Below are 16,544 nucleotides of genomic sequence, written 5' to 3' on the forward strand. Positions count from 1 at the left end.
TTTTTGCTATTAAATTTCCATGGTTCGCCTTAACTAGTCTAATTGCAGTTTTTTAGTACCTGCTTTATAAGAAATTTAATGATGTGATTTAACTAAATTTTAGTTATTAATATAAAGAATGCTTCTTTCCTCTATAAATTAACAATTTAGTGCTTCAATATAAGAGGTCCTTCCTTTCATATAGGCAGGACCATTTAGTTTTATTTAAGCATTGTCGCAGTTAAAAATTCCCGAGTTCTCTCCTCTTTCGGATGGTTAAAAAATTGTTCAGGTGTGCCGCGTTCAATAATTTTCCCATCATGCATATACACAATCCAATCAGCTACTTCTCTTGCGAATCCCATTTCATGGGTTACAACAACCATTGTCATACCTTCTTCAGCCAAGTCTTTCATGGTTGTTAAAACCTCTCCCACAAGCTCGGGATCGAGTGCCGATGTTGGCTCATCAAAAAGCATAATGTCTGGTTCCATCGCAAGTGCTCTAGCAATCGCCACCCGTTGCTTTTGCCCCCCTGATAGCTTACTAGGATAGACATCCGACTTATCTTCCAAACCTACTTTTTTCAGTAATTGTTTTGCTTTGATGATAGCTTTCTCTTTGCCTACACCCTTTACCATAATAGGTGCTTCAATAATATTTTCCAGAACCGTTTTGTGTGGGAATAAGTTGAAATTTTGAAACACCATACCTACCTTTTCTCTAATCTTGTTAAGGTCATCTGTTCGTGGATTGACTTCATTTCCCTCAATTATAATATGGCCGTTATCCTTTCTTTCTAAAAAGTTCAAACAGCGAAGGAGGGTGCTTTTCCCTGATCCGCTCGATCCTATTAGACAAACAACATCGCTCTCGTAGACTGTCATGTCGATATTTTTCAATACATGTAAGTCTCCGAATGATTTATTCAATTGTTTTATTTTAATCATTTCCTTAGTGTCCAATCTTTTCAGCTCCTATCTGTCGCTTACTGTTAATTTTAGTTCAGTTCGTTTCACTACAAATGTCATCAACGCTACCAGTAATAAATAGTAGACTGCTACAATGAGTAAATAAGTCATTTCATCAAAATTATTTGACCCAAGTGTTGTCGCCACATTAAACAGCTCATTCATGGAGATAAATGCGGCTAACGAAGAATCTTTTAAGCTTATGATAAATTGATTGCCTAAAGGCGGTAATGCTCTACGGAATGCCTGTGGGAGAATAATCCTTCTTAATGTCAGTGTCTTTGTCATTCCCAAAGAGCGTCCTGCCTCAAACTGGCCTTTATCGACTGACTGAATTGCTCCCCTAAGAATTTCAGAAATATAAGCTCCATTATGTAACGCTAGAGCAAGTGAAGCAGCCCAAAAATCAGGAAGAAGGAAAATCCCGCTAATTCCAAAGTAGAGGATAAATATTTGAACAATCAGCGGTGTTCCGCGAACCAAATAGACATATATATCTGAAATAAGTTCTAAAATTTTTATATTAGAAATTTTTAATAAGGCAAAGGCAAGTCCGATGACGATTCCAAGCAAGATAGAAACCACCGTCAGCTCTAATGTTAAAAGCATAGCTTTAAAGAATACACCTTTTGTTTCCATTAGTATGTGAAAAAAATGCGAAAAACTTGGCAAAGTACTACTTCCTTTCTTTTATAGCATTCGTTTATTCTGATTTTTTGGTAATGTCCTCACCAAAATATTTGATACTGATTTGAGTCAATGTTCCATTTTCCCGAAGTTGCTCCAAAGTTTCATTTACTCGCTTCAATAGCTTTGGATTATCCTGGGGCAGCACGATTGCTTGTTCACTGCGATTAATTAATTGCTGTCCTTTAATCTCAAACCCTTCCTTTTCAGCAGTTTTTCCTGTAACAAAATCTGTGATTACTGCATCATGACGTCCGCTACTCAACGCCTTTAATGCTGTAATATCGCTGTCATATGTTTTTATTTTGTCTGTATACTTAGAAGCTGTATCGGCATATGTTGATCCTTTTGCAACCGCTACTTCCTTTCCCTTTAAATCTTCAACAGTCCTTATCTTACTATCCGGTCTGGTGAAAATTTTTGGTCCTGAATAATAATACGGGGTAGAGAAAGAAACATGTTTACTTCGCTGTGGGTTAATCGTGTGGCTTGCAACGGCTGCATCTGCTCTGCCTGTTTTTACCCCTTCAACAATCCCTTTGAACTTGATTCGTTTCTGAACCGGCTCAAGGCCCATTTCCTTTGCAATCGCTTCACCAACCTCAATATCAAAGCCCGACATTGTGAGATCGTCATTTATATAACTAAATGGCTTAAATTCACCAGAAGTAGCAAAAACAAATTGATTTTTATTTATTAATTCAGATCCGTCTTCAAGCTTCTGCTTCTCAGCACAACCAGACAAAAAGCAGACTACAATTGTACTAAAGACTAATAGTAACTTCTTATTCAACAACATGTTGGCTATAACTCCTTTCTTTTTCGATTATTCCTTCAATACCTCTTGCTATATAACTTGCTTATGATAGTTAATACCCAATCTACTCCCGATAAAACAAAAAAGTATCAGGCACTTTTAATAGCACCCGACACTTTTCTACAAAATTCGCATTATATAATTATCTTTCAAGTCTTCTCTTTCCTCTAAAAATGCAGCATTTTAGATGTATAGGACTAAGAAAACCGCACTTACTTATGGTACGGTTCACCCTTCATAATCCTAAAGCTTCGATAAATCTGTTCCACTAGCACGAGCTTCATGAGCTGGTGCGGTAGCGTCATTTTGCCAAAGGATTGTAGTTCGTCGGCTCGTTTTAGGACATCTTCATGTAGGCCGAGGGAGCCACCGATGACAAAGGTGATTTTACTTTTGCCGTAGGTCATAAGAGATTCAATATCCGCTGCCATTTGTTCGGAGGTTTTCATTTTACCGTTAATAGCTAGAGCGATCACGTAGGCATCTTGGCTAATTTTAGCTAGTATGCGTTCCCCCTCTTTTTTCTTGACGATGTCCATTTCGGCTTCACTTAGTTGTTCAGGCGCCTTTTCGTCTGGTACCTCAATCACATCTATTTTTGCGTAGCCGCCTAGACGTTTTACGTACTCATCGATACCCATTTTTAAGTACTTTTCTTTTAGTTTGCCGACTGATACAATCGTTATATTCACACGTTATCCACCTTTACAATTCATTTACAAACAAATTATCCACAAAAGTTATCAACATATCCACAAGCGCCACCTATATATTGTGTAAAGTTATTTACTTGATACAATATATTCCGCAGGCTGTTCACAGTAGCTACACTTTGTGGATAACTTTTTATCCTCTTCGATTTTATCCATAATTGGGAACTCTTTTTGCTCTGCTACAAACATGTCTAAAGCGTGATCTATATGACTTTCACAGCTGTACTTTTCCATTTTTTGATGTCTCCTTATTTTCCGAAATTTCCACAAACTTATTCACAAATCAGTCTATGTTATCCACAATCTATTGTAACAAAGGAATGGCATGTATGGAAGAAGTGCCTTTTTCTCACGATTTCATGGTATTCACAATTTTCTAGTTATCCACAATATTTCATTAAAGTTTTTCCTCATCCTCATAAAAAAACGATGGGGATTTTTTAGATCACCATCGTTTTTTTCATACTCTTTACAATGTATTACCATTTGTTAATGTTAGTGATAGTTCGACTAATTTACCTTGACGGTACACTTTTAATGTTAGTTTATCACCAATTTTTTTGTCATTATATAAATGTTTGCGTAAATCAATTGTTGTTTCAATTTTTTGACCATCCATTTCAACAATAACATCATATTGTTGAACACCTGCTTTTGATGCTGGTGAGTTATTCATAACATCTGTTACAACAACGCCTGTTGTCACCTCTGCAGGTAATTTTAATGTTTGTTGCTGATAGAATGATGGGACATCTGTTAAATCAGCCAGTGAAACTCCCATTGTTGGACGTTTCATTTCTCCATTTTTCTCTAATTCCTCGATAATTGGAATAGCTGAATTAATTGGAATAGAAAATCCTAAACCTTCCACTGAGGATTCAGCAATTTTCATGGAGTTAATCCCTACTAATTCTCCAGCTAAGTTCACAAGTGCTCCCCCGCTATTCCCTGGGTTAATCGCAGCATCTGTTTGTAATACTTCTTGTTGCCAATCTTCTGTGCCATCACCATTTAAGTCTACCGGTACAGAGCGGTCTTTACCTGAAACAACACCCGTTGTAACAGAGCCATAAAATTCTAGACCAAGTGGGTTCCCAATGGCAATGACCGTTTCCCCTTGTTTTAAAACATCTGAGTTCCCGAATGTCGCCACTGTTTTAACATTTTTAGAGTTAATAGAAATAACTGCAAGGTCAGTCCAAACGTCATGACCGACTAGTTGTGCAGGTTCTTTTGTTCCGTCTTGCATTGTGACCTCTAGCTGCTTGGCCCCTTCAATAACGTGGTTATTTGTGACGATAAAGGCTTTATCACCTTCGATTTTATAAACAACACCTGAACCGCTGCCCGCTTCTTTTGTAGTTGTTGATGGTGGACTCCAAAAACCTCCACTTGTTACTTCTTGAATATTTGCAATACCAACAACTGCATCTGAGGCTTTGTCTACCGCTGAAGTAACATCTGTCGTTACCTCTGTTGCAACTTGGTTAATTGTTGTATTATTTTTTGCAGTACTACTTGATGTTGTTCCAGGCATTTGATTGACAAGTCCCGGTAACATAAGCCATACAAGTAATGCTCCTATAATAACACCAATCAAACCACTAAAGAAATAACCGCCTTTTCCTCCGCCTTTCTTTTTAAGACGCTTGGCCTGCATTTCCTGCTCCTCACGCTCTAACCTTTCTTGCAGCGGTGATTTCGGTATTTCATCCTTTTTTAAGAAATCACTGTTTTTATCATCATCTTGAAAGTAACTCATGTTCCTCATCCTTTCATTTACTGCTATTTGTTTAATTGTTACCCTAATCTTACGATTCAAACATTAAAATCAGATGAAAAACAATTAAAATGGACATAAAAATAGCTGCTCAATGCACATTGTGAAATGCATTGAACAGCATCAAGTTTTCCCTAAATACCTTATGATTAAACCGTGACTAATGTTGTAGGTTCCTCTGCATCTGTATCAAAAAGATGCACATGCTCACCTACAAGAATGCCACAAGATTGCAATGTTTGTGTGACGCTCATACGTGCCAACTCTTTCATATTATTATCCTTACTTAAATGCGAAAGATAAATATTGGTCGTCTTATCAAACACAACTTCACTCATTGCGATAGCGGCATCCTCATTAGAAACATGTCCTACATCACTTAAAATACGACGTTTAATCGACCAAGGATAACGTCCCATTTGAAGCATATTAACATCATGATTACTTTCAAAAACAAAAGAATCTGCACCACGTATAATACCCTTCATACGATCACTGACATAGCCCGTATCTGTAATAATGACAAGCTTACGATCATTCTCATGGAAAGTGTAGAACATTGGATCTGCTGCATCGTGAGAAACGGCAAAGGATTCAACGGCTAAAGAACCAAAATGTTTCACTGTGTCCATTTCAAATTCAAAGCGTTGCTCTATAGGAATGTCGCCAACTAGCCCGTCCATTGCCTGCCACGTTTTGGCGTTTGCATAAATTGGTACATTATATTTTCGTGCCAGTACACCAATCCCTTTAATATGATCACTATGCTCATGTGTAACAAAAATACCACTAAGCTGCTTCATATTACGGTCGATTTTTGTAAAAAGCTGCTCCATTTTTTTCCCACTAAGGCCAGCGTCGACGATAAAAGAGTAGTCGTCATTTTCTACATAAATCGAATTTCCTGTACTGCCACTAGCTAAAACACTAAATCGCATTATTCAACTCCCCAGTCTTCTTCTTCGCTCTCTTGCTTGTCCTCCTGGATCTCGATCACTTTGCCTTCAACTGCATTGACAAAATACTCTTCCTTTTGTCCATCAGATAATTTCACTTGAACTTCCCATGTTGGCACTAATACCTGAGTTCGAGTTAATTTAACAAGCGTGGAGTAACCTAACTTCATTTGCGTAATACGCGAGTCTGGCTTGAGCGTTCCCTTTGCATATAAAGTTTGAATAATTTGAAGAGGCGGAATGACAGTTTCCTGTTGTTCCATTTCCTCAATATTATCAATCATTGTTTGTTCATACATCGTTACTTCATTGTTAGCATTCCACTTAATTTTTAATGAACCATTATAATAAAACATTCGATTATTGGTTTTCTGGAAAAAAACAGCGACTCGTTCTTCCCTGTCTACTTTCCATAAGGCGTAAGATTCTCCTTCAGTTATGTTTGCAAGGACAAAATCCGTAAAGCTTGCATCATCACTCACATTACGTAATTTAACAGGTTTTATAAAAATAGCACGAGCCTTTGAATCCGCCTTTGAATCCTTAATATTAATTTGTTGGTTGCTATTACTAAATTCAGCTGTTGTGAATTTATGGACTTGAGCTGTCATATACGAAGCAGTTTCAATATTATTTGGTAGTGTGCCATACGTAATATTATCATCTTTTAAACGAGCTTCTATTGTTTTTTCACCTGGAACCTCAATATCTTTCGCTTCATTATAGCGATTTACATAAAGGGAATACAAGAAGATGTTTAGAATTAAAAAAACGAATATAAAAATAGATTTTGTTCTATTCCAATCCATTTTTAACACCTCCTAATACTTCAGGAGTTAGTTTAATCCAAGATCCATTACGAATGACAAACCAGCATGGTTCAAATGTAAATATATTAAGTTCTTGGTTTTGCGTTAAATAATAACCCAAAACAATCTCATCAATATCAGCTAAGGCAATATTATTTGCGTTTTTTAATCTCTCGGCAATATTTACTCCAGAAGGCAATTCTTTTATTTCCTTTTCTGCTTCAATATCCATATCTAAGGAAAAGTATGGACGCTTATAATGGAAAATCCGGCTATCTCCCCAAATTGTCGTCATCCGGGTAATGACATGATTGCTATAGACCGGTAAACCTTGCAAATATAATTGATAATCCATTTGATTTTTATTGGTACTCGTTGAAGCATAGCGGAAATCTGCAGTAAATCCCCCATGCTCGTTAATAAATTCAAAGCTATCTTTTAGAAGTTTTGATGGCTCAATTCTAATACCGCTCTCTGCAGCTGGATAAACATAATTTAATGACTTTAGATTTGTATCTAACGTCATTAATGACATACCATCTGTATATTTTTCAGAAGACGCACTTTCAATATTGCGCCGTACAATATTTGGATCTGTAAATAATACATTTTTAAATAATTCTGGTGAGATTTCTTCAATATAGTACGTAAATTTTACAGATTCCGTTTTATTGTTATCTACATAAAGAGATGTCTGGCTTTCTCGCTCAATTTCTTTAAAAGTGCCATATTTTTTTGCAGGCTCTATGACTTCCTGTATAAATTGATTCATGTTTGGCACGCTGACATGTGATCGGAATAATGATTGGTTATTACCACTAATGTAATAAATCATTAAATCCTTGCTATTATAATTGCTCCAATCTATAATCATACGATTAAATGTTGTTTCTGGTAATTCCTTATCCGTATACTGAAAAATCGTGTTAAAGGCTGAAAAAGGAATCTCTCCAGTGAAAAAGATTGTCATGCGATTATTTGTGCCAATGATTTGATTGACATAGTTTGCAGAAAGATTATTGTTAACAGGCACTAAGTCTAATACATTCCAGCCTTTAAATACTTTCATAATATCTTTCATAGCTGCGTTAGATACTGTACCTTTAAATTCCTCATCGGAACGGAAAATAGCCTTGTATGGACGAATAACATCCTCCATATCTTTTTGAGGCTTAATTAGAATTTCCTCTAACTCTGTTTTTTCTATATATTTATAATCAGGTGTATAGGTCCAGATCAAAAAGGTTAAAACCACACTCAGCATGACGAGTAGAAATAGTACAACAGATTTAACTGGTTCTATATATTTCATTCCCACTCACCTGCCTCACCAAATTCATCTGCATCATATGGTAATGTGAAGAAAATGGTTGTACCTTGTCCTTCCTCACTTTCAGCCCAAATCTTACCACCATGAGCCTCAATCATTTCCCGAGCAATAGCCAATCCTAATCCTGTTCCTCCCATTGAACGAGCTCGTGCACGATCAACGCGATAGAAACGATCAAAAATACGACCTACGTTTTCTTTAGGAATCCCCATACCATCATCTGAAATCATGACTTTCAGCATATCCCCTTGTCCAGTAAAGCCAAAGCGAATATTACCACCATCCGGTGAGTATTTGATTGCATTTGAAATAATATTATCAATAACCTGAGTCACCTTATCCGTATCAATTTCTACATAAAAGGACGTTTCAGGGAATATTCGTTCAAATTGTACTTTATCGGACTTAGACATTTCAAATCGGTCAATTATACGATTAAAGAATGAATTAAATAAGACAATATCTTTATTCAATTCGTAGTCTGCACTATCCATTCGTGATAATTGCAATAAATCATTCACTAGACGAATCATACGCTCTGTTTCAGTTTGCGTTACATTTAAAAATGTAGGAGCGATATTTTCATCTTTCCATGCCCCATCTGCTAGTGCCTCTAAATAACTACGCATTGTTGTTAATGGTGTTCTTAATTCATGTGATACATTCGATACAAACTCTCGTCGATCCATTTCTATCTTTTCCTGCTCCGTTATATCGTGTAGTACAGTAATAAGACCATTAATAAAGCCTGTCTCTTTTTGAATAACGGAGAAATTGGCACGTAATATATAGGGAGCATCCGCTGTACTAAAGTTTAAATTGATTGCATCACTCATATAAATCAAGTCTTCAAAACTATATTCCTGATCGATTCCCAATACGGAAGCAATAGGGCGACCTAATGTAATATCCCTTGAAATATGTAGCAACTCAAGTGCAGGATCATTAATTAAAATAATACGTCCCTTACGATCTGTTGCAATAACCCCATCTGTCATATTACTCAGAACCGAATCGAGCTTACGTCGTTCAGCTTCTGTGGTCGATTGTGCCTCTTGTAAACGATTAGTTAAATGATTAAAGGTTATCGCTAGCTGTCCGATTTCATCCGTACCATATACGCGTACTTTTCTGGAATAGTTTCCCTTCGCCATTGCCTGAGCTTGCTTTCGCATATCAGCAATTGGCTGTGTAATTGTTCGTGCAACAAGAATACCTAAAAAGATCGTAAAGACTAACGACATTGCTGTGCCGCCAAGGAAAATACGATTAATTTCGTTCATTTGTTCAAAAACAGACTCAATATTCGCTTCAATATATAGAACACCGATAATTTCATCATCTGGCCCTGCACCCGCTCGAATCGGGTTCGCCAATACCCATACTCGATTCCTTGTTTTGTTATCAAGTTTAATGATATCAAAGAGCGTTTCAGCCGATATCGCACGTCGTACAAGGTCTGTGTTAGAGCGTTGTCCAATTAAATTTTGATTCTCAAGCTCAGATGTTGCTAGTATCCTTTGTCTATCATCAATGACACGAATTTCTAGAATATCACCATTCGAAACATCCCTTAAACCAGTAGAAAACTCCATTACAATTGACTTTAAGCTTTCCTCTAGTTTTGGCATGCTTTCATCGCGTTCCTTTAAAATTTCCTCACGGAGACTATATTGCATCAAGTCAACCCGCTGGAAAATAGAATCTTGGAAGTTGCTCTTCAAATTTTGTTCTAATTGACGTGCGAAATAGATACCGATAATTTGTAAAGCAAGTAAGATTAATAAAATATAAATCAGCACTAATTTGACATGAATGGATTTAAAGAAGCTTACTTTCTGCATTCCTATTACTCCTGTTCAGGATTTCGTAAATAATAACCTACACCACGTCGTGTGACAATCCAAGCAGGATGACTAGGATTATCCTCAATTTTTTCACGTAAGCGACGAATTGTTACGTCAACAGTTCGCACATCGCCAAAGTAATCATAGCCCCATACCGTTTGTAGTAAGTGCTCACGTGTCATTACTTGACCAATGTGTTTTCCTAAATAATGAAGTAACTCAAATTCACGATGTGTTAATTCAATTGTTTCATCACGCTTCATTACTAGATATGCATCTGGTTGAATAACAAGAGATCCTACCACAATCTCATTTGACTCTTCCTCAGCCTCTTCTGCCACAGGAGCAACCACTTGTAAACGGCGCATATTGGCTTTTACACGCGCAATAAGCTCACGAGTACTAAATGGCTTTGTTACATAATCATCTGCACCCATCTCTAATCCTAATACTTTATCAATTTCAGAGCCTTTCGCTGTTAGCATAATTATAGGGAAATCGTATTTTTTACGTACCTCTCTACAAACTTCCATTCCATCACGCTTCGGCAGCATGATATCTAAAAGCATTAAGTCGGGTTGCTCTTCCTCCACTTTCTTTAACGCTTCATCTCCATCATAAGCACAAATAACTTTATAGCCTTCTTTTATTAAATTAAATTGCAAAATATCTGCGATTGGTTTTTCATCGTCAACAACTAATATTGTTTTGTTCATACATTCTCTCCCTTTCGCTTTTTATCTATTCTAAACAATGTGTATTTGTAAATTCACTACTCTTAACTCTATCATGCTTTCGAGTTCTATGCATTAATCGATATTCAATCCATCCAATACTGTGACATAAAAGGATATATTTCAACAATTATTTCTCGGGAAATAATAGAAAAAGACAGTCCACTATTCGGACTGCCTTCTATTCAACGCGTTTATCGACCTACATAAGATAATGGATTTTCTAATGAACCGTTCTTTTCAACTTCAAAGTGCAAATGAGTACCTGTAGAATTACCAGTTGAACCCATTATGCCGATTACAGAACCTTTTTCCACTACTTGTCCCACTTCAACATTAATTGAAGATAAATGTCCATAAAGCGTTGTATAACCATTATTGTGATTAATAACAATACGATTACCATAAGTGCCTGAAGAACCAGCCGCAACAACTATACCATTATCAGCAGCTAAAATATTATAGTTACTTGGACGAGCGATATCAATACCACGATGGAAGGCTCCCCAACGTTCACCCATACCACTTGAGATATAGCCCCCAACTGCTGGCCATGCAAATTCGCCAGTACCTCGTGAAGAAATTACCTTTGTGCCAACTACTTCAATTTGATCTACTGGTTGTTGAATGATTTTTTCTTCTAATGCTACTTTCGATGTTTGCGTACCGTTTTCAGATGTTAATGCATAGGTTGTTTCTTTTTTTCCATTAGCGCCTTCTTGTTTAATCACTTTTTCGCCTTTATACATAGTCGGGTCTTCTTTGACCACTTTTTTAAATGGAATTACATCTGCAACTTTCTTTTCCTTTTTTACCTCAATTGTGACAAATGGCTTTGCCACTGTAACATTTAATGCTTGCCCAATTTGTAAAACTGTATCCACAGTAATACCAGGGTTCAAAGCTAATAGTTCACTAGTTGTTAAATTGTGTTTTTTAGCAACCGAACCTAATACATCACCTGATTGAATTTTATATGTTTCTTGCTCTAGATGACCTGTCATTAAATATTTTACTGCTTGCTCAGGCGATAAAATATCAGTTGGTGTAACCTTTTGTGATAATCCTGAGACTCCCTGTTTAAAGGAAATATCTAAAAGACGCGATTCACCATTTTGCAGTTCAGGTAAATTATTAATAGATTGTTGGGTATTCGCTAGTTTATCTAATTCTTGCTGAGAAACATATTGTAGCTTTAACAGCTGAACAGTTTTTTCATAAGCCTCTGTATTCTTTAACGATACGACTGGTTTATGATCAACTAATAATGTAAATGCATCAGACTTCGCTACTAATGATTGCTTAAGCTTTGATAGTGTTTCTGCATCTTTTGTTTCATTCACAAAAACTTGTTCTGGGATTATTTTAACAGCTGAACTAGCGTCAATAGAAAGCCCTTTAAATTGCTGACTCGCTGCTTTTTCTTTAGATGCAATGATATCTTGAATTACCTTCTCATCAGATACTGCACCAATATATTCATTCCCCACATAAACGTGGTAAATTTTATTTAAGTTTTCTTTGTCATATTCCTTGGCAAAACCCATATTAATCGTTAGGCTTGTCATTAAAACTGCAACGATTGAAGCCTTTTTAAAAGAAGAAAAATTGTAGGTGAATCTATTGTTTTCTTCTTTTCTTTTAAAAAACGAATTCATCAATAAAGCCCCTTCCAACTTTACCCTTCAGTAGGATGATTTACCCACAAGGATTTTTTGCACCCTTATAATGTACCATAAAGAAAATAACGTTTGAATAATTTCACCCTTTTGTAATGTAAATGTATTATTTAACTACTAATTGTTACATAGAATACATTTTAGATACTTTTTATTTATTGATATTTTATCTACATATTAGGTAATTAATGAAATGAATGCTGAATAGTGAGTATACTAATCTCTAAATTTTTTCAAGGGAATTTTGACTTAATACTTTTTACTTTTTTAATATTCCGATAAAATATAAGAGAAGGTACACTATTTGATTGGAGCGATTAAATTGAGTGATTCACAAACCGCTGATAATCCAACAAAAATGTTGAGACATCAGAGAACGAATATGCATAAAATTTTCCTAAGAATTATTATGGTGTCACTAGGTGCGATTATAATGGCATTGGGCTTAGAATTATTTTTAGTACCCAACCACATTATGGATGGAGGCATTGTCGGTGTTTCCATCATTACATCTCATTTATTAAATTTACCCCTTGGTATTTTCATCTTCATTTTAAACTTACCTTTTATTTTCTTAGGCTATAAACAAATTGGTAAAACTTTCGCACTGTCTACAGGGCTAGGTATTACCGTACTCTCCTTAGCAACCCTTGTCTTACATAACATACATCCATTTACGGAAGATACATTATTGGCTACAGTTTTTGGGGGAATGATTTTAGGCGTTGGTGTCGGAATTGTCATTCGGTATGGTGGTTCTTTGGATGGAACTGAAATACTAGCCATTCTTTTTAATAGCAAGACACCTTTTTCAGTTGGAGAAATTATTATGTTCTTCAACGTCCTTATTTTCACAGTGGCAGGTTTTGTTTTTAATTGGGAACAAGCAATGTACTCCATTATTGCATACTATATTGCCTATAAAATGATTGATATTGTGATTCAAGGATTAGAGGAATCAAAATCCGTTTATATCATTAGTGACGACATTGATGAAATAGGACAAACAATTATGGATCGACTTGGGCGTGGTGTTACTTTTCTTCATGGGGAAGGAGCTTATACTGGCAACGATAAGAAAGTCATCTTCACAGTTATTACTCGGTTAGAAGAATCTAAGCTAAAATCAATTGTCGCTGAGATAGATGATAATGCCTTTTTGGCCATTGGTAATATCGCAGAGGTAAAGGGTGGTCGCTTTAAGAAGAAGGATATTCACTAAAAAATGGGCGTACCACTTATGGCACGCCCATTTCCATTTATCTTAAATTATGCTTCCCAAACATCAACTAAAACGTTTGTTTGCTCACGAGCAGGTCCAACTGAGAACGTAGCAATTTGAATTCCTGTTAACTCACTAATACGTTCTACGTAGCGGCGAGCATTATCAGGTAGTTCATCTAAAGTTCGGCAGCTTGTTACATCCTCAGACCAGCCTGGAAGTTCCTCATAAATTGGTTCACATTGTTCAATAATATGAAGATTTGCTGGGTACTCTGTTATTGTTTCACCTTTATAATTATAGGCAGTACAGATTTTGACTGTTTCTAAGCCAGATAAAACATCAATAGAGTTTAGAGCAAGATGTGTGATACCACTTACGCGACGTGAATGACGAACAACTACTGTATCAAACCAACCTACACGACGTGGACGTCCTGTTGTTGTACCGTACTCGCGACCAACCTCACGAATTTGTTGTCCTACTTCATCAAATAACTCTGTTGGGAAAGGACCATCTCCTACACGAGAAGTATAAGCCTTTGATACACCAATAACACTTGTCACTCGTGATGGACCAACACCAGCGCCAATGGCTACTCCACCAGCTACGGGATTTGAAGAAGTTACATATGGATACGTACCTTGATCTACATCAAGTAAAATACCTTGAGCCCCTTCAAATAACACTTTACCGCCTTCATCAAGTACATCATTTAAAATTTTAGATGTATCTGTTACATATTTTGCAATTTCTTGACCGTAACCATAGTATTCCTCAAAAATTTCTTCGAATGTTACGCCTTCAACTTCATAGAATTTCTCAAATAATTTATTTTTAATGGCTAAATTATGACGTAGTTTTTCCTCAAAAATATCTTTATCAAGTAAGTCAGCCATTCGAATTCCGATACGTGCTACTTTATCTTGATAACAAGGCCCAATCCCTTTACAAGTTGTGCCAATTTTATTTTCCCCACGACTAGCTTCGTCAGCGATATCTTGCTTAATATGGTAAGGCAAAATAACATGTGCACGATTAGAAATACGTAGATTATCTGTATCAATACCACGTTCTTGTAAGCCTTTAAGCTCTGTTACTAATGACTTTGGATTGACAACTAATCCGTTACCAATTACTGAAGTTTTTTCTTTATAGAAGATCCCTGATGGAATTAAATGTAGTTTATATGTTTCACCATCAATTTTAATGGTATGTCCTGCATTATCCCCACCTGCAAATCGAGCGATTGCATCGGCTTTTTGCGAAAGGAAATCTGTAATTTTACCTTTTCCTTCGTCTCCCCACTGTGTTCCTACAACTACTACTGATGTCATAATCAGCACCTCCGTTAGATACCTTTGTATCTCAATTTTTAAGCCTAAATCATTGTAACAATGATAGAAACGCCCCGTCAATAAAAAAAAGTTAAAAAACACGAACATATAATCAAAAAATCTGATTCAACGTTCGTGTTTAATAACAGAATGATATGAATATTATCGAACATTCAGATTAATTCAATCTATGGGTAATATTTCATTACTTAAGAGGCAACTTATCTGAATGATGACTAATCACGCGGCGGTGGTGGTGGCATTTGTGACCAATCCACATTAATGAATTTATTAAATTCCTTTTTAAAAGCAAGTGTAACTGTTCCTGTTGGACCATTACGTTGTTTGGCAATAATAATTTCGATCATATTTTTATTCTCAGATTCTTTATCGTAATAGTCATCACGGTATAAAAAGGCAACAATATCAGCATCTTGCTCAATACTTCCCGATTCACGTAAGTCACTCATCATTGGTCGTTTATCTTGTCGTTGCTCAACTCCACGTGATAGCTGTGATAGTGCAATAACAGGAACCTTTAATTCACGGGCTAATCCCTTTAAGGAACGTGAAATCTCTGATACCTCTTGCTGACGGTTTTCTCCTGGCTTACCACTACCTTGAATTAACTGTAAATAATCAATTAAGATCATTCCAAGTCCATTTTCTTGTGCTAAACGTCGACATTTTGCACGAATTTCATTGATACGTACACCTGGTGTATCATCAATAAATATCCCTGAATTCGATAAACTACCCATTGCCATCGTTAGTTTACCCCAATCTTCCGTAGTTAAAGCACCTGTACGTAAAACTTGTGCATCTATGTTACCTTCTGCACAAAGCATACGCATTACTAGTTGTTCTGCACCCATCTCTAAAGAAAAGATCGCAACATTTTCACGTGCTTGCACGGCAACACTTTGCGCAACGTTCAACGCAAAGGCGGTTTTCCCTACAGATGGACGTGCCGCAACAATAATTAAGTCGTTGCGTTGGAAGCCAGCAGTAATGTTATCTAAATCACGGAAGCCAGTAGGTATTCCTGTTACTTCTCCCTTTTGTGATTGCAGTTGCTCAATATTATCGAAAGTTTCCACAAGCACATCTTTAACATGCTTAAAGTCACCTGCGTTCTTTCGATTGGCAACCTCCATCATTTTCTTTTCTGCTTCACCTAATAACGCCTCTACTTCGTCCTCACGCGTATAGCCGTCCTCGACGATTTTCGTAGCTACACGAATTAAGCGACGTAATAGTGCCTTTTCCTCAACAATTTTTGCATAATGTGCGACATTGGCAGCTGTAGGGACAGCATTGGCGAGCTCTAGTAAATAAGATAGCCCGCCAACGTCTTCAATCTCTTTTTTAGCTGATAATTCTTCCGTAACTGTTACAACATCTATCGCTTTTCCTTGATCACTCAAACGCAGCATCGTTTCGAAAATTTTCTTATGGGCATTTAAATAAAAATCATCGGCCAATAAAATTTCTGATGCTGTTATTAACGCCTGTGGTTCAAGGAAAATAGCACCGATAACCGATTGCTCCGCCTCCCGGTTATGCGGTGGAACGCGGTCCATCATCGGTTCACTCATGGATCGTCGCTCCTTATTCTTCCGTTACATGTACTTTTAATGTTGCTGATACTTCATGATGTAGTTTTACTGGAACATTTGTAAA

General features: G+C 36.6%; 15 protein-coding genes and 1 pseudogene. 1 reads left to right on the forward strand and 15 read right to left on the reverse strand.

Features of this window, described 5'->3' with window-relative positions; genetic code table 11:
• Positions 1 to 200 precede the first annotated feature (200 nt).
• The 12 genes from RT445_RS02865 to RT445_RS02920 form a co-directional block, all read right to left on the reverse strand.
• Entirely contained in the window at positions 201 to 929 is a 729-nt protein-coding gene (locus tag RT445_RS02865; protein WP_396631789.1) for an amino acid ABC transporter ATP-binding protein, read from the reverse strand.
• 27 nt (positions 930 to 956) lie between these two features.
• Positions 957 to 1,622 (reverse strand): amino acid ABC transporter permease, encoded by a 666-nt coding sequence (locus tag RT445_RS02870; RefSeq protein WP_274795069.1) that lies wholly within the window; start codon positions 1,620 to 1,622, stop codon positions 957 to 959.
• 31 nt (positions 1,623 to 1,653) lie between these two features.
• On the reverse strand, positions 1,654 to 2,436 hold the full coding sequence (locus tag RT445_RS02875) for a transporter substrate-binding domain-containing protein (RefSeq protein ID WP_274795070.1): 783 nt from the start codon (positions 2,434 to 2,436) through the stop codon (positions 1,654 to 1,656).
• Between the two features lie 230 nt (positions 2,437 to 2,666).
• Complete coding sequence (gene rlmH / locus RT445_RS02880) at positions 2,667 to 3,146, reverse strand: 23S rRNA (pseudouridine(1915)-N(3))-methyltransferase RlmH (RefSeq protein WP_274795071.1); 480 nt, start codon at positions 3,144 to 3,146, stop codon at positions 2,667 to 2,669.
• Between the two features lie 90 nt (positions 3,147 to 3,236).
• Positions 3,237 to 3,401, reverse strand: a complete 165-nt coding sequence (locus RT445_RS02885) for a CxxH/CxxC protein (protein ID WP_274795073.1) — start codon at positions 3,399 to 3,401, stop codon at positions 3,237 to 3,239.
• Positions 3,402 to 3,636: 235 nt separating this feature from the next.
• A complete protein-coding gene (locus RT445_RS02890) occupies positions 3,637 to 4,929 on the reverse strand; it encodes a S1C family serine protease (protein ID WP_274795075.1) in 1,293 nt (430 codons plus the stop codon).
• 167 nt (positions 4,930 to 5,096) lie between these two features.
• Entirely contained in the window at positions 5,097 to 5,885 is a 789-nt protein-coding gene (locus tag RT445_RS02895) for an MBL fold metallo-hydrolase (protein WP_274795076.1), read from the reverse strand.
• Entirely contained in the window at positions 5,885 to 6,712 is an 828-nt protein-coding gene (locus tag RT445_RS02900) for a two-component system regulatory protein YycI (protein WP_274795077.1), read from the reverse strand. Before RT445_RS02900 ends, RT445_RS02895 begins: the two co-directional genes overlap by 1 nt.
• The gene (locus RT445_RS02905; protein WP_274795078.1) at positions 6,699 to 8,024 is read right to left on the reverse strand and encodes a YycH family regulatory protein; all 1,326 of its coding nucleotides are present in this window, start codon (positions 8,022 to 8,024) and stop codon (positions 6,699 to 6,701) included. Before RT445_RS02905 ends, RT445_RS02900 begins: the two co-directional genes overlap by 14 nt.
• Complete coding sequence (gene walK, locus RT445_RS02910; RefSeq protein ID WP_274795079.1) at positions 8,021 to 9,886, reverse strand: cell wall metabolism sensor histidine kinase WalK; 1,866 nt, start codon at positions 9,884 to 9,886, stop codon at positions 8,021 to 8,023. The genes RT445_RS02905 and walK overlap by 4 nt, the downstream gene beginning before the upstream one ends.
• Before the next feature lie 5 nt (positions 9,887 to 9,891).
• Positions 9,892 to 10,605, reverse strand: coding sequence for a response regulator YycF (gene yycF, locus RT445_RS02915; protein ID WP_274795080.1), 714 nt, complete (start codon positions 10,603 to 10,605; stop codon positions 9,892 to 9,894).
• Positions 10,606 to 10,817: 212 nt separating this feature from the next.
• Positions 10,818 to 12,281, reverse strand: a complete 1,464-nt coding sequence (locus tag RT445_RS02920) for a peptidoglycan DD-metalloendopeptidase family protein (protein WP_312506361.1) — start codon at positions 12,279 to 12,281, stop codon at positions 10,818 to 10,820.
• 379 nt (positions 12,282 to 12,660) lie between these two features.
• Between RT445_RS02920 and RT445_RS02925 the strand changes: the two genes are divergently transcribed.
• The gene (locus RT445_RS02925; RefSeq protein ID WP_274797396.1) at positions 12,661 to 13,524 is read left to right on the forward strand and encodes a YitT family protein; all 864 of its coding nucleotides are present in this window, start codon (positions 12,661 to 12,663) and stop codon (positions 13,522 to 13,524) included.
• 47 nt (positions 13,525 to 13,571) lie between these two features.
• Here RT445_RS02925 and RT445_RS02930 read toward each other — a convergent pair whose 3' ends face one another.
• The 3 genes and pseudogenes from RT445_RS02930 to RT445_RS02940 all read right to left on the reverse strand — a co-directional run.
• Complete coding sequence (locus RT445_RS02930) at positions 13,572 to 14,861, reverse strand: adenylosuccinate synthase (protein ID WP_274795082.1); 1,290 nt, start codon at positions 14,859 to 14,861, stop codon at positions 13,572 to 13,574.
• A gap of 236 nt (positions 14,862 to 15,097) precedes the next feature.
• Positions 15,098 to 16,459, reverse strand: coding sequence for a replicative DNA helicase (gene dnaB, locus RT445_RS02935; protein ID WP_004233370.1), 1,362 nt, complete (start codon positions 16,457 to 16,459; stop codon positions 15,098 to 15,100).
• A gap of 13 nt (positions 16,460 to 16,472) precedes the next feature.
• Positions 16,473 to 16,544, reverse strand: a pseudogene (locus RT445_RS02940) (50S ribosomal protein L9); the annotation flags it as partial.

Source organism: Lysinibacillus sp. (assembly GCF_032093475.1).
GTDB lineage: Bacteria > Bacillota > Bacilli > Bacillales_A > Planococcaceae > Lysinibacillus > Lysinibacillus irui.

Bases quoted from the DNA above. Each gene is read 5' to 3' on its own strand.
- RT445_RS02865 (WP_396631789.1), bottom strand. From the start codon at position 929: ATGATTAAAATAAAACAATTGAATAAATCATTCGGAGACTTACATGTA.
- RT445_RS02875 (WP_274795070.1), bottom strand. From the start codon at position 2,436: ATGTTGTTGAATAAGAAGTTACTATTAGTCTTTAGTACAATTGTAGTC.
- RT445_RS02885 (WP_274795073.1), bottom strand. From the start codon at position 3,401: ATGGAAAAGTACAGCTGTGAAAGTCATATAGATCACGCTTTAGACATG.
- RT445_RS02890 (WP_274795075.1), bottom strand. From the start codon at position 4,929: ATGAGTTACTTTCAAGATGATGATAAAAACAGTGATTTCTTAAAAAAG.
- RT445_RS02895 (WP_274795076.1), bottom strand. From the start codon at position 5,885: ATGCGATTTAGTGTTTTAGCTAGTGGCAGTACAGGAAATTCGATTTAT.
- RT445_RS02900 (WP_274795077.1), bottom strand. From the start codon at position 6,712: ATGGATTGGAATAGAACAAAATCTATTTTTATATTCGTTTTTTTAATT.
- RT445_RS02905 (WP_274795078.1), bottom strand. From the start codon at position 8,024: ATGAAATATATAGAACCAGTTAAATCTGTTGTACTATTTCTACTCGTC.
- walK (WP_274795079.1), bottom strand. From the start codon at position 9,886: ATGCAGAAAGTAAGCTTCTTTAAATCCATTCATGTCAAATTAGTGCTG.
- yycF (WP_274795080.1), bottom strand. From the start codon at position 10,605: ATGAACAAAACAATATTAGTTGTTGACGATGAAAAACCAATCGCAGAT.
- RT445_RS02920 (WP_312506361.1), bottom strand. From the start codon at position 12,281: ATGAATTCGTTTTTTAAAAGAAAAGAAGAAAACAATAGATTCACCTAC.
- RT445_RS02925 (WP_274797396.1), top strand. From the start codon at position 12,661: ATGTTGAGACATCAGAGAACGAATATGCATAAAATTTTCCTAAGAATT.
- RT445_RS02930 (WP_274795082.1), bottom strand. From the start codon at position 14,861: ATGACATCAGTAGTAGTTGTAGGAACACAGTGGGGAGACGAAGGAAAA.
- dnaB (WP_004233370.1), bottom strand. From the start codon at position 16,459: ATGAGTGAACCGATGATGGACCGCGTTCCACCGCATAACCGGGAGGCG.